The 20,611-nt window shown below is 42.0% G+C and carries 19 protein-coding genes; 14 read left to right on the top strand and 5 right to left on the bottom strand.

Annotated elements, in window-relative coordinates:
• The first annotated feature begins 154 nt into the window (after positions 1–154).
• Both acpP and lysM read left to right on the top strand, forming a co-directional pair.
• Positions 155–391 carry an acyl carrier protein gene (acpP, locus tag JMX07_RS11615; protein ID WP_057758815.1) on the top strand — a complete coding sequence of 79 codons (237 nt, stop codon included), beginning with the start codon at positions 155–157 and terminating at the stop codon, positions 389–391.
• A gap of 282 nt (positions 392–673) precedes the next feature.
• Positions 674–1,183: a peptidoglycan-binding protein LysM gene (gene lysM / locus JMX07_RS11610; RefSeq protein ID WP_201608087.1), complete on the top strand. Its 510-nt coding sequence runs from the start codon at positions 674–676 to the stop codon at positions 1,181–1,183.
• A gap of 146 nt (positions 1,184–1,329) precedes the next feature.
• Here lysM and queG read toward each other — a convergent pair whose 3' ends face one another.
• Positions 1,330–2,487, bottom strand: a complete 1,158-nt coding sequence (gene queG / locus JMX07_RS11605; RefSeq protein ID WP_201608085.1) for a tRNA epoxyqueuosine(34) reductase QueG — start codon at positions 2,485–2,487, stop codon at positions 1,330–1,332.
• Between the two features lie 245 nt (positions 2,488–2,732).
• On the opposite strand from queG, the gene JMX07_RS11600 reads away from it, so the two are divergent.
• Positions 2,733–4,556: an NAD(P)H-hydrate dehydratase gene (locus JMX07_RS11600; protein ID WP_201608083.1), complete on the top strand. Its 1,824-nt coding sequence runs from the start codon at positions 2,733–2,735 to the stop codon at positions 4,554–4,556.
• Between the two features lie 22 nt (positions 4,557–4,578).
• Here the strand turns inward: JMX07_RS11600 and JMX07_RS11595 are convergent, their stop codons facing one another.
• Entirely contained in the window at positions 4,579–5,076 is a 498-nt protein-coding gene (locus JMX07_RS11595) for a DUF4124 domain-containing protein (protein ID WP_201608081.1), read from the bottom strand.
• Positions 5,077–6,051: 975 nt separating this feature from the next.
• Here JMX07_RS11595 and JMX07_RS11590 point away from each other — a divergent pair.
• From JMX07_RS11590 to JMX07_RS11555, 8 genes are all read left to right on the top strand, one after another.
• A complete protein-coding gene (locus JMX07_RS11590) occupies positions 6,052–7,764 on the top strand; it encodes an acetolactate synthase 3 large subunit (RefSeq protein ID WP_197411831.1) in 1,713 nt (570 codons plus the stop codon).
• Positions 7,764–8,261 (top strand): acetolactate synthase small subunit, encoded by a 498-nt coding sequence (gene ilvN, locus JMX07_RS11585; protein WP_057758828.1) that lies wholly within the window; start codon positions 7,764–7,766, stop codon positions 8,259–8,261. The genes JMX07_RS11590 and ilvN overlap by 1 nt, the downstream gene beginning before the upstream one ends.
• A 130-nt stretch (positions 8,262–8,391) precedes the next feature.
• The gene (gene ilvC / locus JMX07_RS11580) at positions 8,392–9,408 is read left to right on the top strand and encodes a ketol-acid reductoisomerase (RefSeq protein WP_102092529.1); all 1,017 of its coding nucleotides are present in this window, start codon (positions 8,392–8,394) and stop codon (positions 9,406–9,408) included.
• Between the two features lie 297 nt (positions 9,409–9,705).
• The gene (locus tag JMX07_RS11575) at positions 9,706–10,137 is read left to right on the top strand and encodes a hypothetical protein (protein ID WP_101204855.1); all 432 of its coding nucleotides are present in this window, start codon (positions 9,706–9,708) and stop codon (positions 10,135–10,137) included.
• A 363-nt stretch (positions 10,138–10,500) separates the two neighbouring features.
• Complete coding sequence (locus JMX07_RS11570; protein WP_057758834.1) at positions 10,501–10,713, top strand: cold-shock protein; 213 nt, start codon at positions 10,501–10,503, stop codon at positions 10,711–10,713.
• A gap of 264 nt (positions 10,714–10,977) precedes the next feature.
• A complete protein-coding gene (locus tag JMX07_RS11565; RefSeq protein ID WP_227684810.1) occupies positions 10,978–11,550 on the top strand; it encodes a DUF421 domain-containing protein in 573 nt (190 codons plus the stop codon).
• Positions 11,551–12,008: 458 nt separating this feature from the next.
• Positions 12,009–12,758 (top strand): electron transfer flavoprotein subunit beta/FixA family protein, encoded by a 750-nt coding sequence (locus tag JMX07_RS11560; RefSeq protein WP_201608079.1) that lies wholly within the window; start codon positions 12,009–12,011, stop codon positions 12,756–12,758.
• 144 nt (positions 12,759–12,902) lie between these two features.
• A complete protein-coding gene (locus JMX07_RS11555) occupies positions 12,903–13,835 on the top strand; it encodes an electron transfer flavoprotein subunit alpha/FixB family protein (RefSeq protein ID WP_058025379.1) in 933 nt (310 codons plus the stop codon).
• A 206-nt stretch (positions 13,836–14,041) separates the two neighbouring features.
• Here JMX07_RS11555 and JMX07_RS11550 read toward each other — a convergent pair whose 3' ends face one another.
• Entirely contained in the window at positions 14,042–14,836 is a 795-nt protein-coding gene (locus JMX07_RS11550; RefSeq protein ID WP_201608077.1) for a TrmH family RNA methyltransferase, read from the bottom strand.
• Positions 14,837–14,941: 105 nt separating this feature from the next.
• Entirely contained in the window at positions 14,942–15,925 is a 984-nt protein-coding gene (locus tag JMX07_RS11545; RefSeq protein ID WP_201608075.1) for a class 1 fructose-bisphosphatase, read from the bottom strand.
• Positions 15,926–16,309: 384 nt separating this feature from the next.
• On the opposite strand from JMX07_RS11545, the gene JMX07_RS11540 reads away from it, so the two are divergent.
• The 3 genes from JMX07_RS11540 to JMX07_RS11530 are packed head-to-tail and all read left to right on the top strand — an operon-like array spanning position 16,310 to position 19,194.
• The gene (locus tag JMX07_RS11540) at positions 16,310–17,383 is read left to right on the top strand and encodes an aspartate carbamoyltransferase catalytic subunit (RefSeq protein ID WP_071003207.1); all 1,074 of its coding nucleotides are present in this window, start codon (positions 16,310–16,312) and stop codon (positions 17,381–17,383) included.
• Between the two features lie 58 nt (positions 17,384–17,441).
• Positions 17,442–18,653: a dihydroorotase gene (locus JMX07_RS11535; RefSeq protein WP_201608073.1), complete on the top strand. Its 1,212-nt coding sequence runs from the start codon at positions 17,442–17,444 to the stop codon at positions 18,651–18,653.
• Positions 18,646–19,194, top strand: a complete 549-nt coding sequence (locus tag JMX07_RS11530) for a DUF2127 domain-containing protein (RefSeq protein WP_227684809.1) — start codon at positions 18,646–18,648, stop codon at positions 19,192–19,194. Before JMX07_RS11535 ends, JMX07_RS11530 begins: the two co-directional genes overlap by 8 nt.
• Positions 19,195–19,272: 78 nt before the next feature.
• Here the strand turns inward: JMX07_RS11530 and JMX07_RS11525 are convergent, their stop codons facing one another.
• Entirely contained in the window at positions 19,273–20,547 is a 1,275-nt protein-coding gene (locus JMX07_RS11525; RefSeq protein ID WP_201608069.1) for a cation:proton antiporter, read from the bottom strand.
• Positions 20,548–20,611: the final 64 nt, after the last annotated feature.

The raw sequence follows: 20,611 nt of genomic DNA, 5'->3' as shown, positions 1-20,611 counted from the left end.
GGTTTATTAGACATCAGACAAACTGTATAACATGTCATAGAGTACTCAGACAGCATTGCTGGTCTGGCAAACGCATTTTATATACCATGCTATAGCGTTAAATAAGGCGATATAGCAGTTTATTAAAACAATAGATGATAACGGAGTGATCTACATGAGTAATGATATCGAGCTAAGAGTAAAAGCAGCAGTAGCTGAGCAACTAGGTATGAATGTTGAAGACATCAACAACGATGCTTCATTCATGGAAGACCTAGGTGCAGATTCTTTAGACCTAGTTGAATTGGTTATGTCATTTGAAAGTGATTTTGGTATCACTATTCCTGATGAAGATTCTGCAGAATTGACTACTGTTCAAAAAGCAATCGATTACGTACAAGCCCAACTATAATCTGCTACTTATTTAGCAGATTTATAATGCCGCTTATCTGATTAGATAGGCGGTTTTTTTATGGGCGCGTGATTATTATTTTTAAATGCAGTAATCGAATTTAACATTGACTACGTCAATTCAACATTACTCAACATACTATTACTATCTACATCGACTCCTTTTATCTATACTCATAATAGTAAGCCGTAGAAAAAGACGCCAGTTAGACATTTAAAATATCGTTTGATTGCGTATTTCATTAAAAGAATGACAAATAACAATATTTCAAGGAGTAGATATATGGGTATGTTCAGTTTTGCAAAAGATATCGGTGATAAAATCTTTAATCGTGATGATGAGAAGCATGATGCTAAGACAGAAACCAAGGCAGATGCTAATACGCCGGTAAAAAGCAGCGAGCCTTCAGCTCAATCAGTTGCTAACATTCTGTTGCGTCGTATTCAGCAACAGAACCTAAATATCAGTAATTTAAAAATCAAGTATAACGGTTCTACAGATACGGCAGAAATTAGCGGTAATGCTAAGACTCAAGCCGATCGTGAAAAAGCCATTATCGCTATCGGTAACGTGCAAAACGTTGCAAAAGTTATTGATAACATCGATATTGAAGAAGATGCACCTGAATCTACGATGTATACGGTAAAGTCTGGTGACAGTTTGTCTAAAATCGCTAAAGAAGTATATGGTTCATCTGGTGACTATATGAAGATATTTGAAGCGAACAAGCCAATGTTGTCTGATCCAGATAAAATCTATCCAGGTCAAGTATTACGCATTCCTAAGCCGTAATGTTCGAAGTAGTGTATAAAGACACGTTATTTTAGATATAGTATTTTCAGTAAAAAAGCCTCTTATTGTTAAGAGGCTTTTTTTATGTTGTACACTTCAACTAACCATTTTATCTCAGGGATATTTGATAGTTATAAAGTGATTGGTTAATTGGTTGAGTCTAGCTTACTATGCTGCTCAGCTAGAGCCCATTCGATATGCTCATCTAGCATGTCATTATGTATGGTTAATTTAGATTTTAACTGTTCGACTACTTCTAAGCTGGCATTAGCATTGCCAAGGCCGATAGCGATATTACGTAAAAAATTCACATAGCCGGTGCGTCTTAGCGGACTACCTTGAATGTTCTTCATAAAGTCGGCTTCTTGCCACTGCCATAGTTCAAGCAAGCTACTATTATCCAGTCCATGCCTTGGTGCGAAGTCATCGACGGTAGTCAGATTGGCATAACGATTCCATGGACAGATCAGCTGACAGTCATCGCAGCCAAACACCCGATTGCCAATCGCGCGTCGATATTTGGTATCGATGACGCCATCATGCTCGATAGTTAAATAAGAGATACAGGCAGAAGCATTGAGCTCATAAGGCGCTACAATTGCTTGAGTAGGGCATACATCAATGCAAGCGCTACAACTGCCACAATGCTCTTTAACAGGCTGGTCATCGGGCAGCTCTAAGCTTAAAAACAGCTCACCTAGCACAAAAAATGAGCCAGCTTGTTTGTTGATTAATAACGTATGCTTACCTGTCCAGCCCAGACCAGCAGCATCGGCAATAGGCCGCTCAAAGATAGGCGCAGAATCACTAAAGGGTCTAAAAACAAATTCTTTCTCTGAACCGATATCTAAATGTTGCCATTCAGGAAGCATTGTTTCTATCTTCAAAGCCAATTGCTTTAAACGACTACGCATTGTCTTATGGTAGTCGCGCCCTCTTGCATAACGCGCGATGATGCCTTTATTGGGATGATCGTTATCAGTGACAGCACGCGGTGTGGGTGCTTGAGTTAGATAGTCCATACGTACGCTGATGATGGTCTTTGCGCCTTCGACTAGCTGATCAGGATGAGCGCGCAGATCATGGTTGTTGTGCATAAACTGCAGCTGGCCCTCATAGCCTTTATCTAGCCACTTCTGTAGTTGTTCAATCTGCTGAGTAAACAAAGGATGATGCACAGATAAAAAACCACAATCAGCAAATCCTAATGCCTGTGCTTGTGCTGTAATCCACTGCTTAACATCAGCTGTGGTTGTAAATACAGTTGGGTTCGTAATGGCGATTTTGTTTTTATCAGTAGGCATAGAGAGTAGGTGCTTATTAGATGGTTTTCTCGTTTGTTTTAATCAGATTATTCATATCTGACAATCAGAGATAATGTAAATACGGCTATGATAAGCCAGTGAGCAATGAGTGCAAGTATAAAAGAAAATAAACTCACATTCATATTGATACATAAGTCGAGGTAAGCTTTTGCTAAGCTGATATGAGAAATGAGCAACCAAATTTAAATAAAATAAAAAATGAGTAGAAACACCAAGGATAAGTTATGAGAAATAATACCAATTTATTACCTATAAAAAATACAAAACCTATCGCGCTATATAGTAGTGAGCAGGTTTATGCGATGGAACAGGCTTGGTTTGCAGAGGGATACGACAGTTTTGGTTTGATGAAACAAGCTGCTTGGCAAATGACACAGCAAATAGAACAGGTTTATGAGCGAAAAACCGTCAGTACTAGCCATTCTGCTAATACTAACGTTTATCACCGTAGTGCTCATCCACGTCGAGCAAGTATCTGGGTAGGGAAAGGTAATAATGGTGGTGATGGTTGGCTTATCGCTCATTATTTACAGCAAGCTGGCTGGCAAGTAGAAGTAATAACAGTTGGCTTTAGTGAAAATGATTTTGATCTCCATGATCAATCAGTAACTTCTAAAACTCCTAACAATGGAGACAGCGATAGTAGCAATATTACTGACTCGATAAAGGCATTACAGATAGCTTTAGCTAGCAGCTGTCACTATCAACGATTTGAAGACATTGTTAGTCACGATGATACGGATAAAAGAGTTTTGCCAGCTGATATCTATATCGATGCATTATTTGGTATTGGCTTAGATCGTGCACCAGAAGGCGTTTATAAATCAGCTATTAAAGCTTTTAACAACGTTACTCAGAAAAATAACACACTAGCAATAGCAGTTGATATTCCAAGTGGTTTAGTGGCTTCTACTGGTGAAGTGTTCGAGCGCATAGCAATACAAGCTGACGTGACTCTATGTTTGATTGCGCGTAAGTTTGGTCTGCATACTAAAGATGGTACAGATTATAGCGGAGACGTAATCGATATACCGTTGATACCTTATCAAAAAGCATGCCAGCAAACAGCTAGCCATCATACGATAGCTGAGAAAAATGCCAGTCAAGCATTTGAGCCAGTTGCCACGTTGATGACGGCTGCACATAGTATGAATCTGCGTCGCCAAAACAGCTATAAAGGCAGCTATGGTCATGTGCTAGTCATTGGCGGAAATCGCGTCGATGGCTCTCAGGGTATGGGTGGTGCTGCCATACTGTCTGCAGCCAGTACGATGGCGACAGGTGCTGGTAAAATAACAGTTGCCTGTCATGAGGCTTTTCATGGGTCGTTACTGACTTCATTGCCAGATGCGATGACTATTAATCTACATGACGCAAGCGGCGTAAGAGATTTAATCAAGCAGGCCAGTGTCGTTGCCATTGGGATGGGACTTGGCCGTGACGAAAAAGCCAACGCATTATTTATTGATTATGTACAGGCTGCTATAGAGAGTGAAAAATCAATTGTGATCGATGCTGATGGTCTTTATCACTTGGCATCACTGCACATGGGTAATCATGAGCTAATAACAGAGCTACGAAAATACAGTACGAATCATCGGGTTTGCTTGACGCCGCATAGTGGTGAAGCAGCTAGATTACTTGAGCAAAAAGTAAGTGAGATTGAGTCCAATAGACTGCAAGCTATAAAACAGTGTGCTGCAACATATGGCGGTGACTGGGTGTTAAAAGGGGCAGGATCTTTAGTGCTAGAGCAAGAAAAGGGAGGAGAAAACGTATACGTATGTAATGTAGGGAATGCTGGCATGGCAACCGCTGGCATGGGTGATGTGCTATCTGGGGTGACCGCTGGACTATTGGCACAGCAAGATTTATCAGCAGAGGCACGTAGCTTACATCAAGCGGTTCTTATACATGGGTTTGCAGGAGATGTATTGGTGAGTCAAGCGAATAACAACACCAATACATTGCTAGTGGGGCAAAGAGGGCTACAAGCTCAAGATATGCCAGCAGCCATTCGTCACGTCATGCAGCTTATGATAGTTTGATATTTGCTTTCAAGAGATTTGACTAGGTAGAAGGGTTGGAGCAATACTGAGTAATCGCTTGCTGTACGCGCTCGCGCTTAAGCTCAATCTCACGACCATCTAGATACTGGCGTTTGCCGTTAGCATCCATCTCATAGATACGTCCGCCTACATTTAGGTTGGTCAAGTTATTACGTAATGACTGGCAGCGTTGGGCATTAGCCTGAGCTTCTTGTTCTTTAATACGTGCTTCAAGTGCTGCTACTCGTTGTTCTTCTGCAGTTTGAGCATTGCTGCTCTGGTTAGGATCTGTTTTTCCTGCCATTTGCCCTGCATTGTTCTGTCTACCATCACTACGAAACTCAATCAGTTCGATATTTTTACCGACTTGCGGCGCATGTTGGCTATATTTTACTTCACCATGTGTCCCAATTGATTTATAAACTTGAATAGCCTGACTGGCATTCATGGACAGCATTAGCATACACGCAGTACTCATCAACAGTTTGGCAGCGGTATTTATCTTAGACGCATATGCCATAGTAGCAATCCTCTTATTTAATAAAAATCAAATGTATATGGGTGTAAATATAACACTTGAACGTTTTATTGGTAGTAATAATGTATCGACTATCGATTCTAGCAAATAATACTTATCAATGTATATTATTTAATAACTAATAGTTTGGGATAGGCTTTAGAAGTTTTTCTTGACAATAACTCGTAAACCATCGAATATAATAGCAGTTGATTGGTCAGTGAGCGGCTTTTACGATGTTGCCGTGGCACTTGAGAAAGAGAACTACAAGTTACTTATCGGTAGCTTACGCAGTTTTATTTCCTTTGTGATAATGATATAGCAAGCATAGTGGCACAACGACCACTATTGATAGCGATACATTGTCTCCGGACTTATCTGTCTACAATGACTAAGATAAACTTATTATTTGAAATGTGCTAAATGTGTTTTTAGCAGTTGTATCAAACGCGATATAATATGCCGTTAAGAGATTTCCCCAAAGCCTATTGTAAGTTTTAAAAATCTTATAATTTAGTATTGGCTATGAAGTTTTTTACCTGTGTATATCGATGCATCTGTACAAATAAAGTCACAATAGGTACTTGCTAGTATCAAATCTCAATAATAAGCGTCTTCTTTTATAGATGCACTCGCATCTTGTCACTGTATATCGATAAACATCCATCACAAAGCTGACCTAAAATACACTGCTATGTTTGATTAGTATTGTCCTATGAGACAGTTTTAATTAAACCTATTGGGCAGATATTCTTGATATGGACAAGAATTAGCGATCATTCAATAAGTAGAAATAACGACAGTAAGTAATTATTTTTGCTCATAGAGTCCCGCAAATTCTCGCCGCAAAAAAAGGTGATGACAGTGATGCAAACCACGCAAAGTCCGAACATGACGGGACATACCCAAACGGGTAATGCCGCCAAAAATTTTGAACAAAAGCAACAACGTCTTGCAGAAGGTAGTGCACAGCCTGTGATGCTATCGGGCGCTGAAATGCTGGTGCAAGCACTGACTGACGAAGGTGTCGAATACATCTTTGGCTATCCAGGTGGCGCGGTCTTACACATTTATGATGCGCTGTTTCAGCAAGAAAATATTGAGCACATCTTAGTACGTCATGAGCAAGCAGCGGGCCACATGGCCGATGCTTATTCGCGAGTGACTGGTAATACTGGTGTCGTGTTGGCCACATCAGGCCCTGGTGCGACCAATACCGTGACAGCTATTGCTACTGCCTTTATGGATTCTGTACCAATGGTTGTAATCGCAGGTCAGGTACCAAGCAGCCTAATCGGTGAAGATGCTTTCCAAGAAACAGATATGGTAGGTGTATCACGTCCTATCGTTAAGCATAGCTTTCAAGTACGCCATGCTAGCGAAATTCCAATGATTGTGAAAAAGGCATTTTATATTGCCCAGACTGGTCGCCCAGGCCCTGTCGTCATTGATGTGCCAAAAGACATGACTGCGCCTAGCGAAAAATTCGCTTACGAATATCCAGAAGAAGTATTTATACGCTCTTATCAGCCGTCACTCAAAGGCCATAGCGGTCAAATCAAAAAAGCCATTGAAACGCTATTAGCAGCGCAGCGTCCTGTTGTATATGCAGGCGGCGGTGTGATTTGGAGCAATGCGCACGAAGAATTAACAGATCTTGCACATCGTCTGAATTTACCAGTGACCAACACCTTGATGGGTCTTGGTACGTTCCCTGGCTCTGATCGTCAGTTCTTAGGTATGCTTGGCATGCACGGTACTTACGAAGCCAATATGAGTATGCACCATGCTGATGTGATTTTGGCCGTCGGCGCGCGTTTTGATGATCGTGTGACCAACAACGTTAAAAAATTCTGCCCTAACGCAACCATCATTCATATCGATATCGATCCTGCTTCGATCTCAAAAACGATTCTTGCGCACATTCCTATCGTAGGTGATGTGAAGTCGGTCTTAACGGACATGCTAGAGATTGTTGGTCAAGACAAGCAGTTAGAGCAGCACGCATTGCTCGATTGGTGGTCACAAATCAATGAGTGGCGTAAGCGTCATGGCTTACGTTATGACACCAGCACAGATAATGGCATTAAGCCACAAAGTGTCGTACAAGCTCTAGATAAAGTGACTAACAGCAACGCTATTATCACAAGTGACGTTGGTCAGCATCAGATGTTTGCGGCACTTTACTATACTTACAATGAGCCACGTCAATGGCTGAATTCAGGTGGTCTTGGTACCATGGGGGTTGGTCTGCCGTATGCAATGGCTGCCAAACTTGCCAATCCTGAGCGTGATGTGGTTTGTATCACGGGTGAAGGCTCTATTCAGATGAATATCCAAGAGCTATCAACCTGCTTGCAATATAACTTACCAGTTAAAATTCTGAACATTAACAATGCGCAGCTAGGTATGGTGAAGCAGTGGCAAGATATGCTGTATGAAGGTCGTCATGCCCAGTCTTATATGAACTCCTTACCAGATTTTGTCAAATTGGCTGAAAGCTATGGTCATGTCGGTATCAAAATTACTGACCCTGCGACCATGGAAGCACAATTGGCTGAAGCAATGGCTATGAAAGATAAACTGGTATTTATCGATGTTTACGTCGATCGTAATGAGCATGTATATCCAATGCAAATCGCTGGACAGGCCATGCGTGATATGTGGTTAACAAAAGGGGAGCGTACCTAATGCAACAACAACATCTGATTTCGGTATTGATGGAAAACGAAGCGGGTTCGTTGTCGCGGTTAGTCGGCTTGTTCTCACAACGTGGCTACAATATCGAAACTTTGAACGTCGCACCTACTGATGACCCAAGTATCTCACGTCTAACGGTTACGACCATTACGTCACCTGAAAGAATTGAGCAGATCACCAAACAATTGCATAAATTGATTGAAGTGGTTAAAGTGCTTAACCTAACGGAGAATGTACACGTTGAGCGTGAATTAATGCTCATTAAAGTCCGTGCAACAGGCGGTGTGCGTGAAGAGATCAAACGTAGCGCAGATATTTTCCGTGCACAAATCGTCGATGTAAATTCGAACTTATATACGATTCAAATCGTGGGCGACAAAGCCAAACTTGATGGTTTTATCGATGTGATTGGCCGTGAGCGTATTATGGAAGTGGTTCGCTCAGGTGTGATTGGTATTGCCCGCGGTGAAAAGACTCTAAGCATTTAATTATTTATCAAAACCAGTTTAAACCAATATTTATCTAATCAACAAAGCGCTTATCTTAGTTATTATATTGACTACAGCATAAGCGTTTACTATCCATGGCAAGCCATGATTGAGAACAAGGACTCTATTTATGAACGTTTATTATGACAAAGATTGTGACCTATCTATTATCCAAGGTAAAAAAGTTGCCATTATCGGTTACGGTTCACAAGGCCATGCACACGCGCTTAACCTACAAGATTCAGACGTCGATGTAACTGTTGGTCTACGTGCAAACTCAGGCTCATGGAAAAAGGCTGAAAATGCTGGTCTAAAAGTCGCTGAAGTAGAAGAAGCGGTAAAAGCTGCTGACGTTATCATGATTTTGACGCCTGATGAGTTCCAAAAAGAGCTTTATAATGATGTGATCGAGCCAAACATCAAAGAAGGCGCTACACTAGCTTTTGCTCACGGTTTCGCGATTCATTATAACCAAGTTGTACCACGTGGCGATCTTGATGTCATCATGGTTGCACCAAAAGCACCAGGTCATACTGTACGTTCAGAGTTCGCTAAAGGCGGCGGTATCCCTGATCTTATCGCTATCTATCAAGACGCTTCTGGTCAAGCCAAACAGTTAGCATTATCATATGCTGCAGGCGTTGGTGGTGGTCGTTCAGGTATCATCGAAACAACGTTCAAAGATGAGACTGAAACAGATCTATTCGGTGAGCAAGCTGTACTTTGTGGTGGTGCAGTAGAGCTAGTTAAAATGGGCTTTGAGACACTAACAGAAGCGGGCTATGCACCAGAAATGGCTTATTTCGAATGTCTACATGAGCTAAAGCTTATCGTTGACTTGATGTATGAAGGCGGCATCGCTGACATGAACTACTCAATCAGTAACAACGCTGAATACGGCGAATATGTTACTGGCCCTGAAGTTATCAACGAGCAGTCACGTGAAGCCATGCGTAATGCACTAAAACGCATCCAGTCTGGTGAATACGCGAAGATGTTCATCTCTGAAGGCGCAACCAACTATCCATCAATGACTGCGCGTCGTCGTAACAACGCTGATCATCAAATCGAAATCACTGGTGCTAAGCTACGTGGCATGATGCCATGGATCGGTGGTAACAAAATCATCGATAAAGACAAAAACTAAGTTTTATACAAATGAAAGTCTTATTCAGATAAAAATCTGATTTAGATTAAATAGCCCATGTTATCACTTGATAGCATGGGTTTTTTTATGCAAAGTATTTGATAGATGCTTTTCGCTTTTATTTGAATCAGGGTTATCGGTTGAAAACCATTAATTGCTACCCAATATAAGCAGGCACCTTAACATTGGCCAAAGTGCCTTTGCGATTAACATCCGTCATTGTTCCAATCCGTTTCTAAGTAATTGAATCGGGTGAATGCTTCATTCTCACTTTCTATAGATAATAGGTTGTATGCTGTGCAAATATCTTATTCAGACTGGCTAACGCCGCAATTCGTATATATTACTCTTAGCGCTGTGGTAGCAGTTTTAATTTGGATAGAAGGGGAGATGCTCAAACAGACCGATGGTAAACTGCCTCAATCTAAATTTTTTAAAGTCAGTTCATTGTTAGATACTCTATGGTTCTTCATATCAGTGGTGATTTTATACGTTATTGATTTGACCCCGTTAGCTATCGCAGTGCCTGCTGCATATGGCATATACACGACCTTTGGTTGGATATATGGTACCAAGCTACTGAAGCGCAAAGGCATTCCTGACTCTCCTAAAGATTTGGTCATTCCAGCAAAATATATTGCCTACAGTCAGTCATTTTCATTGGTGTTTTTTGCGTTATGTTTGCTCGTATTGAGTTCAGCATGGCTACCGACATCACCATTGCAGTAACTAATATTCCAACCTGCTATCATCTATGTCGACTTATTTAATTAGTGATTTACTGATGAAGTTGTAGTATATCTATAAATAAAAACTATTTTATATCAATAAGATATGAAACTGATTACTATCGATGTTCGCTTGCAACAATGGTTAGTATTTATTTACAAAAATCAGCAATTTAGACTGTTCCTACCATGGAAAACTGTTATAATCAGACTGTACTCAAAATATTTTAGGCAAAGAATCCAAATTTTCTTTAAGATTGTTTAGCATTTTTGGCCGTCGCATTTAGCAGAAAATATTAGGGTATATATCAATTAATCGGTGATGACACAAGTCTCGCCAACAGTTAAAGAGTCAGGAAAATTTATGTCAGATAAAGTTGAAGGCACTGTAAAGTGGTTTAATGAAGCTAAAGGTTTTGGTTTTATCGCTCAAGACAACGGCGGACAAGACGTATTCGCTCACTACAGCGCTATCCAAGGTAACGGTTTCAAAACTCTAGCCGAAGGCCAAAAAGTGTCTTTCATCTTAGGTGATGGCAAAAAAGGCCCACAAGCTGAGCAAATCGAAGCTATCTAATCTCATTTATTATTAGGTTAACTGCTTGTCAGTAAACTTAATGACAATAAGATTATCAATATGCATTGATTACTTTGTTTGTTAAAACAATAAAAATACTGTATCGACTTTAAAAAGAAGCAACCTCTTATCAGGTTGCTTTTTTTATGGGACTTTTTTGGTATGACAAAGTGTTGCTAATGTAAAGTGCTATTGATTTTGACAGTCAACATCATCAGCTAATAACAAACAATGATTTAATAAAGATGAAATAGATAAGGTTCTATGATGAAATGGGAAACTTGGCTTTCAATTGACTGGCAACAGATACTGGGTATTTCTATATCCGCAGTAGGTTTTTATTTGGGTCTGATGCTGTTTACACGCCTCATGGGTTTACGTAGCTTTTCTAAGCTATCAAGTCATGATTTTGCTATGACCGTTGGTATTGGTAGTATATTAGCCTCTACCGTATTGTCTGATGAGCCCTCTCTGCTACAAGGGTTGTGCGCTGTTGCGGTGCTGTTTGTGATTCAAGGCGTGGTCTCAGTAGTAAGGCGTAAAATAAAGCCACTCAAAGCGCTAATAGACAATCAAGCTATCATATTGATGGCACATGGTGAGTATTTTCCAGATAATTTGCAAGAAGCTAACCTAAGTACTAGCGATGTCCAAGAAGTGCTGCGTAAAAACGGTATCAAATCTAAAACTGAGGTATTTGCTGTCATAATGGAAACAACAGGGGATATGAGTGTTATCAAAAATAGTGAAGTAACTCCTGATCGGTCATTATTTGATGATATACGTGATAGTGAATTGCTGATTGGTACTAGTAAGAATGGTAAGTCGCAGGTCTAGCTTGACTAATTAACTAACTATTCTTATCCGTTAACCTCAAAGAGATAAATAATAACAAAATATTAAGTAAAGCTAAGGCTTAGAGTGCTATAAAGGGTATGAGTATTTTAAGCTACTGAACAATAAAAACCGTGAAATGATGCGCTTATAGACTATTTATTATAGAGTGTTGACAAATTTATGACGCATTATTCACGGCGTTGTCTTGACCTTATCTGCAGGCTGACGCAAGATACATAGGTCTGATAAGAACGGTTGGCTTAGCTTTAGCAGATTTTATCCGTAAGAAGTGCAATGCTAATATAATTTCGAATATTGGCGTATTTTTCTTAATTAGTTATACATCTGTTGATATAGTAATAACCTTGAGTAGTATTTTGAACGACGATTTGAACCACAACGAAATTTGGTTCTTAACTGATATTTTTTAATTCATAACATTAATAAACGAGGAACGTATGAAAGCATTAGTAGCGGTCAAGCGTGTCATTGATTATAACGTAAAAGTACGTGTAAAAGCCGATAACTCTGGCGTTGATCTATCAAACACCAAAATGTCGATTAACCCTTTTGACGAAATCGCAGTAGAAGAAGCCGTTCGTCTAAAAGAAGCTGGCGTCATTGATGAAATCATCGTCGCGTCTATCGGTCCAAAAGAGTCACAAGAGCAAATTCGTGCAGCCCTAGCATTGGGTGCTGATCGTGGTATTTTAGTCGTGAGTGACGAAAAACCGTATCCACTACAAGTTGCCAAGATTCTAAAAAATATCGCTGAAACAGAAAGCACAGATATTATCTTGTTGGGTAAACAAGCGATTGATGACGACAACAACCAAACGGGTCAGATGCTAGCGGCATTGATGGGTATCGGTCAGGGTACGTTTGCCTCAGAAGTGAAGGTTGAAGGCGACAAAGTCAACGTAACGCGTGAAATCGATGGCGGTCTACAAACAGTTGCCCTTGATTTGCCAGCAGTCATCACAACTGATCTACGTTTGAATGAGCCACGTTATGCGAAACTGCCTAACATCATGAAAGCGAAGAAAAAGCCGCTTGATGAGAAAACGCCAGCGGATTTCGGTGTTGATATGACGTCTAAGCAAGAAATCATTAAAGTCGTGCCACCTGCTGAACGCAAAGCTGGTATTACAGTAGGATCAGTTGATGAGTTGGTTGATAAGCTAAGAAACGAAGCAAAAGTCATTTAATGATTTGACGCTTCGTTACGGCATATCCTGTACAAAGCTATCCATTTGACTGATTTGTTTCATATTGAATAACAGTCGCTCAAATAGCTTTGTACACAAACAACCGCATGAATAGATAATACGAATAAATAAAGGATTAAAACCATGGCAATTTTGGTATATGCAGAACATGACAATGCCAGTCTAAAAAAGGCAACTTTGAACACCATCGCTGCTGCTAAGCAAATCGGTGATGACATCCATGTATTAGTGGCAGGTAGTGGTGCTCAAGCAGTCGCTGATGAAGCAGCAAAAGCAGAAGGCGTGACAAAAGTACTATTAGCTGACAATGCAGCCTATGAGCATCAACTGGCGGGTAATGTGGCGCTATTGGTTGCTGATGTCGCTGGTGATTACAGCCATATCCTAGCAGCTGCGACCACGACTGGTAAAAACTTTATGCCACGCGTTGCAGCGTTACTTGACGTTAGCATGCTGTCAGAAATCTCAGGTGTGGTAGATGCGCAAACGTTTGAGCGTCCTATCTATGCTGGTAATGCAACGGCAACCGTAAAAACGACAGAAGACAAAGTGGTACTAACCGTACGTACGACTGCGTTTGACCCAGTAGCAAGCGAAGGTGGTTCAGCGACTGTTGAAACGATCGATAATGTACAAGAAACTGGTAAAGCTAGTTTTGTGAACGAAGAAATGGCTAAGTCTGATCGTCCAGAATTGACCTCAGCTGGTATCGTGGTTTCTGGTGGTCGTGCCTTGGCAAATGGTGAAAACTTCACCAAATATATTGAGCCATTGGCTGACAAACTAGGCGCAGCTGTTGGTGCATCACGTGCGGCTGTTGATGCAGGATACGTGCCAAACGATATGCAGGTCGGTCAAACGGGTAAAATCGTTGCACCGCAGCTATATATCGCCGCTGGTATCTCAGGCGCGATTCAGCATTTGGCTGGTATGAAAGATTCTAAAGTCATCGTTGCTATCAATAATGACCCAGAAGCACCTATCGCTAGCGTTGCTGACTACTTCCTAGAAGCAGATCTATTTGAAGCACTACCTGAGCTTACTAGCAAGGTTTAATGTATAGTCACAGAGTTACTAAACGGCTACGGCGTTATCCTACTTAGAGGTACTACTTGTACAATCTGCAGTCGGCTGCCTTGTATCCGTTTTAGACTTCTTTGACTATATTAGTAGTAGACAGATAACAAAAACCCACTATCAATCGGTAGTGGGTTTTTTTATTGCTTGATAGAGAAGATTTTAATTGTAGTTATAAATGGACGCTAAGAGTATTGTCTTTGGCGCAAGGTTTCGTACAGACATAAAGACCCTGCAATAGCGACATTTAAGCTCTCTTGACCATTTGGCTGCGGTAAGGCTATCGGCGTGGCACATTGCATTAGCTCGTCACAAACGCCTTGACCTTCATGACCCATAATCCACGCCACAGGCGCAGATAAATCGTGATCGTAAATGATAGTATCTGTATGTGAGCTGGTCGCCAACAGTGGAACTTTTACGTGATCTAAAATATCTTGCGTACTCAAGCCTTCATAAATAGTCAGGGCAAACTGTGCACCCATACCGGCTCGTAACGTCTTTGGAGACCAAGCCTGAGCAGTTGCGCTAGTACATAGGATATTGCGAATACCAACGGCTGCTGCTGTACGCAAAAGTGTGCCGACATTTCCGCTGTCCTGTACATCATTTAAGATCAAGCAATCTTCATCAATCATTGATAAGTTAGGCGTTGGTACGTTGATGATAGCCATGATATCGATACCAGTACCTAAGCTACGAATACTCTCGTACAGTGAATTGGATAAAATAAGAATAGGCGTATAAGTCGGCAGACGAGTCAATATTTGCTGAACTTCAGGATGACTACGCGCTGACTCAGACAGTAGTATCTGGGCAAAAGGATAGTCGCTACGCAGCGCAGCATCTATCAAATGGACGCCTTCTATGACGGTCTGACCATGCTTTTTGCGTTGACGTGCTTGTGCCAATAGGGCTTTTACAAGCTTGACGGTGGTGTTCTTATCTGAGGTAATCAGCTCGGTGGGATTTAGTACCATAGTGGATCGCTTAGAGAAGAGTAAAGGAGTCGTTTAGATAGCCAGCAAAATATCTATGATTAATTTAGCATTCTGCTGGCTGTTCTTAACAAGTGCGTCAATCAATTATTTTTCAGAATAATTGACGTGTAAGTCTCTAACATAATTGACTTCGTTTTTGCTACCGAGCACCACAGGAACACGCTGATGAATGTCAGTGGGCTCGATATCTAAGATACGATTAACAGCGTCTGTCGCACCGCCACCCGCGCGTTCAATCAATAAGCTCATTGGATTGGCTTCATACATCAAGCGTAGTTTACCTGCTTTATGCGCGTATTTGGTATCAAACGGATAAGTGAAGAGACCACCGCGGCATAAGATACGATGGACGTCACCAACCATAGCGGCGACCCAACGCGTATTGAAATCGCGTCCACGTACGCCTGTCTCGCCAGCGATTAACTCATCGATGTACTGTTGCATCGGTGCGCGCCAGTAGCGATAATTTGAGCTATTGATCGCATATTCGCTCGTATCGGCATCGATTTGCACGTTGTCTTCTATTAGCACATAGTCTTCAGTTTCTGGATCTAGGCTAAACATCACGACCTTATCTGCGATGGTCAACGCCAGTACCGTAGAGGTGCCATATAACAAGTACCCTGCTGCTAGCTGTTTGTTACCTGCCTGTAGATAGTCGCTGTTTTCACTGGTTTGACCTTGACGCTCGTACGGCAGAACAGAAAAAATCGTACCTACTGCCATATTGATATCAATATTTGATGAGCCATCTAGTGGGTCAAACAAAACCAATAGACTGCCATCGTCATTAGCAGGGGTGGCATCATCAAGCTCTTCTGATGCAACGCCGGCACAATGGGTATTCTTTGCCAATGCATCTAGCAGTAAGTCATTGGCCAGTACGTCTAGTTTTTTCTGATCTTCGCCTTGGACGTTTTGATTGCCAGCCTCGCCTAAAATATCTGCCAGAGCACCTTTTCTAAGTAGTTGTGAGATGGTTTTACCAACATTAGTGACCGTGGTAATTACGTCGTTGAGTGCAGGACTAGAGGCATGTTGGTTTAGATAATCTGCTAAGGTCGTCATAAAGCTTCCTAATAGAGGGTATGGAAAGTAAAAAATGGATGGTCTTAGAGTCAGGCCATAGGCGGCATTTGGCACACCTTAAATGGGTGAATTTTTAAATAGCTTATACGGTATCTTTGTCCTGACCACAAAATCGGCTACACTATATCTATTGTTATTCATTTATAGATTTGTCAGAATTATTCTCTATGAGAATATAGCATGTCTATTTACGCTTTCTGATTGTCTGCTGAGGCGGTTTTGGTCGAATTTGATTACGGTAAATTGTAGCAAATAAGCGTCAAAATGTCCTCGTCTCTGTGCCTATCGGTGCTAAATGATTGAACAAAGATGAATAAGCGATTACGACAGACTCATATAAACCCACAATAAAGACTCGTCATTATGTCAAATTCTCTCGATAGTAGCGCTACCCAACCAGTCTCACCGACTGATTATGCAAAATTTGATCCCAATACAATTCATCAAAGACTCAATACCTCACTGAGTCGTCCGCAGCTCAACACCGATGGCAGTATCAGGCATTTCTTGGGTGTTGAAGGTCTTAATAAAGCACAGCTCAAAGCTATTATCGCAAAAGCAGAGACTTTCTTTGATGAAAACGGGCAGCTCATCAATCGTCCTGAGTTAGATGGCTATACGGTCATGAATTTGTTCTTTGAACCATCGACTCGTACCCGGACGACTTTTGAAGTAGCAGAAAAACGCTTGGGTGCTAATGTACTCAATATCGATATCGAACGCTCTAGTACCAAAAAAGGCGAGAGTCTACGCGATACCTTGTGGAATCTACAGGCGATGACCGCAGATATTTTTGTAGTTCGACATTCAGCATCAGGTGCCGCGCATTTTATGGCGACAGAGGTCACTCCTGATATTGCTATCATCAATGGCGGGGATGGCTGGCATGCACACCCCACGCAAGGGATGCTCGACATGTTGACCATTCACCGTGAGGCACCGCGTCCATTTGAAGAGCTGTCTATCGCAATCGTTGGTGATATTAAGCACTCACGCGTTGCCCGTTCTGATATTAGCGCCTTGCAAACCCTAGGTGTGACAGATATCCGTGTGTGTGCGCCGCGTACTTTATTGCCGAAAGGTATTGAGCGTTTTGGCGTAAAAGTATATGAAAATATGGATGAGTGTGTCACTGATTGTGATGTGATTATGGGATTAAGAATACAAAATGAGCGTATCGGTTCGCCGCTATTGGCATCGTCAAGTGAATACTATAAGCATTATGGGATCACGCCAGAGCGAGTGGCATTGGCCAAGCCTGATGCGCTAGTTATGCATCCAGGGCCAATGAACCGCGGTGTTGAGATTGCCTCTAGTGTGGCTGATGGCGCGCAATCGGTGATCTTAAAGCAGGTAAATAACGGTATTGCCATACGAATGGCGGTCTTGTCGCTTGCGATGGAAGGTCAACGTGCTCATCAAGCGGCTGGCAAGTAACAGCTTGCCGCGCGACTTATTCTCATTTATTTCATTTTATTGATACGGTAATAACGTTATGTCTACAATGCTTAATACTGATGCACCCATTCTTGACCATTTACCAAAAGCATTTAAAGATGCGCTTCCACAAGCTGCAACAGAAAAACTGTCTACACTCGATTCTGGCCGTGAGATGTGGTTATTACCACCATTGGTAGATCTATGCGCGCGCTTGCGTGAGCCAGGCCAACAGCAACACGGTACGCTAAAATCAGAAGGCAGCGCTGCTCGTGGTAATGGGTTTTTGCATGTAGTGACGCCGCCTGATACCAATCCTATTTTAGAAAATGGCTCACTCTTGAAAGGTTTACGTGAACGCGCCCTGAGTGATGGCGGAATTTACTTGCATATTTTGGGTGCATTGACTACAGGGCTAGAGGGCGAACGACCGTCTAATATCGCAGGGCTTAAAAAGGGCGGCTGTATCGCAGTATCTAATGCGCGTAGACCTTTTCGCAATGACTTAGTATTGCTGCGTACACTAGAATACGCGGCGACTTTTGGTATGAAAGTATTCTTTTATCCTGATGAGCTAAGTCTGTCTGGAGATGGCGTGGCACATGAGGGCTATATTGCTTCTTATCATGGTCTGCAAGGGATTCCTTGGATTGCGGAAACGGTTGCATTGTCTACGCAGCTACTGATGGTTGAAGAGACCGGAATCGCTGCTCATTTTAGTCAGTTATCATGTAAGTCTTCTATCGAGCTCATGCGCTGGGCAAAAGATAAAGGCTTGCCAGTGACTTGCGACGTTGCAATGCATCAGCTTTATCTAACTGATGACAATCTTGAAGGCTTTAATGCTCAGGCATATGTGTTACCACCACTGCGTAGTAATACTGATCAGCAGGCAATCCGCCGCGGATTAAAAGATGGCACTATTGATGCCATCTGTAGTCATCACGAACCACTGAATAGTACGGCCAAAAAAGCACCATTCGCTGAGAGTACGCCAGGTATCTCAAACTTCGATACGTTTATGGCGCTGGCTTGTCAGCTGGTAAATGACGATGTCTTAACACTCTCGCAATTAGTAGATAAAATCTGCCTAAATCCTGCAAAAATCGCAGGTATTAGTGATCAGTACGAAGCGATTGGCGGTGCAGTATTAGTCGATCCTAACCTTGAGTGGCAAGTAACCGCGCAATCGATGCTATCGAATGGTAAGAACACGCCGTTTTTCAATCAGCAGTTGCAAGGACGTGTTGTGGAGACATTCTTTGGCTAATTTGCCCCGACAGGATGACCGTCTGCCGCCATCCTCGAAGGATAAAGGGGTTACTATGAATGGTCAGCAAGAAAAATCGCGCAGTACGGCGAGTGAGTCTATCAAAGCAGTGGCCATTTATGAGGTAGTCAAAGGGATTGGTGCGTTACTAGGAGCAGGGGCATTATGGTGGTGGCATACCAATCTTGAGCATTGGCTAACGACCGCAACGGTTACTTGGCAGCGCAGTTTCGGTCATCTGCTTGCCCCGCAAATCGATAGTGCCGTACGTATTGCTCAGCAAGCAAGTAAAAACTGGCCGATGTTTTTATTATTGATATTCGCTTATGCCAGTTTGCGCTTCCTCGAAGCTTATGGCTTATGGCATGACAAAACATGGGCGTATTGGTTTGGGGTGCTGGGCTACGGGGTATTTATTCCTATAGAAATTTACTATCTGATCGTTAGCCCGTTTGACTGGTTTAAGCTTGGGATATTGGTTTCTAATCTGCTTATTATTATCGTGGTTTATCGTAATATGAAACGAAAGGGCTTGATATAACGTTTAAATTTAAGTTAAAAAATCCAGCATAAGACAAGTATCTTATGCTGGATTTTTTGTGCCTGCTATATTTTTAGTTTATACGTCTACTGTTTTTTCATCCGTACGAATGCTTTTAGCGACTTTACCGACGCTTAGACCTTGTACTAAGATAGAGAAAATCACCACTGCATAAGTGAGTGCCAATAGAATCTCTCGTTCAGCTCCGATCGGTAACTGTAATACTAACGCGACTGAGATACCACCGCGTAAGCCGCCCCATGTCAGGACCTTCCACGCGCCCGTAGGTAAATCAAGCTGACGGTGAAAGGTTTTGGTCGTCATGCCTACCACGATAAATCGAGCAATCAGCGCAATCAAAATCGTCGAACCACTAGCAATAAATAAATTGCCTGAATAAGCAATCATCACCACTTCTAGACCGATGAGCACAAACAAAATGGCATTTAAAATCTCATCAATCAATTCCCAGAACAAATCAATATAGTGCCGTGTCTTATCACTCATGGCTAGCTCGCGACCACGATTACCAACCATTAGACCCATCATGACCATGGCGAGTGGCCCTGATAAATGCCAATGACTGGCCAGCGCGTAGCCACCGATGACACCTGCTAATGTCAATAGCACCTCTTCTTGATAGCTATCAATGCTTTTGAGCAAGTAGTACAAAATCGCACCAAGTACCAGTCCGAAAACAACGCCACCACCAGCTTCAACCGCTAATGTATGTGCGACATAGTTGGCAGTAGGAATATCACCGCTAGATAAAATCCCTAGCAATAAAACGAAGATGACCACGCCGATACCATCATTGAACAATGACTCGCCAGCGATGACAGTCTCGATACTCTTTGGAGCGCCTGCTGACGACAAAATACCCATGACGGCAATAGGATCGGTAGGGGAGATAAGCGCCCCAAATAACAGACACCAGAGAAACGGCAGGCCGAAACCGAAGAGCGGCAACATAAAGTAAATTGCGGTCGCAATGAGCATCGCCGATATGATCGTACCAAGTCCTGCAAGGATGCCGATAGGTAGCTTGTAGCGTCTCAAGTCACCAATATTGATGTGTAATGCGCCTGCAAATAGCAACATCGATAGCATGCCGTCTAAGAGTACTTCGGTAAAATCAAGCTGCTCCAATAAACTGACTTCGTAATCGATCAGCTGATCAAACCCTAAGAAGCCTAAAAATATCGCACCGATTGACAGTAAGATAGAGATGACCATGACACCGATAGTGGTCGGCAAACCAATAAAGCGGTGATTGATATAAGTTAATGAAGCGGTAATCGACAAAAATATGGCGCTGATTTCTAGGATAGTAAGGCTGGTTGCAGATGCCATAAAAAGTAGGTCTCGTATAAATATAAAAAGTATCTAAAGCACAGGGCTTATAGGGACGTTATAA

The sequence above is a fragment of the Psychrobacter immobilis genome, assembly GCF_904846235.1.
Taxonomy (GTDB): domain Bacteria; phylum Pseudomonadota; class Gammaproteobacteria; order Pseudomonadales; family Moraxellaceae; genus Psychrobacter; species Psychrobacter immobilis_C.
Note: the sequence above shows the minus strand (reverse complement) of the source record. Positions and strands in the feature narration are given on the sequence as shown.

What these genes read in the sequence shown, in the direction of transcription:
- JMX07_RS11535 (WP_201608073.1), top strand. Translation starts at nt 17,442, where the DNA reads ATGTCTACAATGCTTAATACTGATGCACCCATTCTTGACCATTTACCA.
- JMX07_RS11525 (WP_201608069.1), bottom strand. Translation starts at nt 20,547, where the DNA reads ATGGCATCTGCAACCAGCCTTACTATCCTAGAAATCAGCGCCATATTT.
- JMX07_RS11600 (WP_201608083.1), top strand. Translation starts at nt 2,733, where the DNA reads ATGAGAAATAATACCAATTTATTACCTATAAAAAATACAAAACCTATC.
- ilvN (WP_057758828.1), top strand. Translation starts at nt 7,764, where the DNA reads ATGCAACAACAACATCTGATTTCGGTATTGATGGAAAACGAAGCGGGT.
- JMX07_RS11560 (WP_201608079.1), top strand. Translation starts at nt 12,009, where the DNA reads ATGAAAGCATTAGTAGCGGTCAAGCGTGTCATTGATTATAACGTAAAA.
- lysM (WP_201608087.1), top strand. Translation starts at nt 674, where the DNA reads ATGGGTATGTTCAGTTTTGCAAAAGATATCGGTGATAAAATCTTTAAT.
- JMX07_RS11540 (WP_071003207.1), top strand. Translation starts at nt 16,310, where the DNA reads ATGTCAAATTCTCTCGATAGTAGCGCTACCCAACCAGTCTCACCGACT.
- JMX07_RS11545 (WP_201608075.1), bottom strand. Translation starts at nt 15,925, where the DNA reads ATGACGACCTTAGCAGATTATCTAAACCAACATGCCTCTAGTCCTGCA.
- JMX07_RS11555 (WP_058025379.1), top strand. Translation starts at nt 12,903, where the DNA reads ATGGCAATTTTGGTATATGCAGAACATGACAATGCCAGTCTAAAAAAG.
- JMX07_RS11595 (WP_201608081.1), bottom strand. Translation starts at nt 5,076, where the DNA reads ATGGCATATGCGTCTAAGATAAATACCGCTGCCAAACTGTTGATGAGT.
- JMX07_RS11550 (WP_201608077.1), bottom strand. Translation starts at nt 14,836, where the DNA reads ATGGTACTAAATCCCACCGAGCTGATTACCTCAGATAAGAACACCACC.
- JMX07_RS11565 (WP_227684810.1), top strand. Translation starts at nt 10,978, where the DNA reads ATGATGAAATGGGAAACTTGGCTTTCAATTGACTGGCAACAGATACTG.
- ilvC (WP_102092529.1), top strand. Translation starts at nt 8,392, where the DNA reads ATGAACGTTTATTATGACAAAGATTGTGACCTATCTATTATCCAAGGT.
- JMX07_RS11590 (WP_197411831.1), top strand. Translation starts at nt 6,052, where the DNA reads ATGCTATCGGGCGCTGAAATGCTGGTGCAAGCACTGACTGACGAAGGT.
- queG (WP_201608085.1), bottom strand. Translation starts at nt 2,487, where the DNA reads ATGCCTACTGATAAAAACAAAATCGCCATTACGAACCCAACTGTATTT.
- acpP (WP_057758815.1), top strand. Translation starts at nt 155, where the DNA reads ATGAGTAATGATATCGAGCTAAGAGTAAAAGCAGCAGTAGCTGAGCAA.
- JMX07_RS11570 (WP_057758834.1), top strand. Translation starts at nt 10,501, where the DNA reads ATGTCAGATAAAGTTGAAGGCACTGTAAAGTGGTTTAATGAAGCTAAA.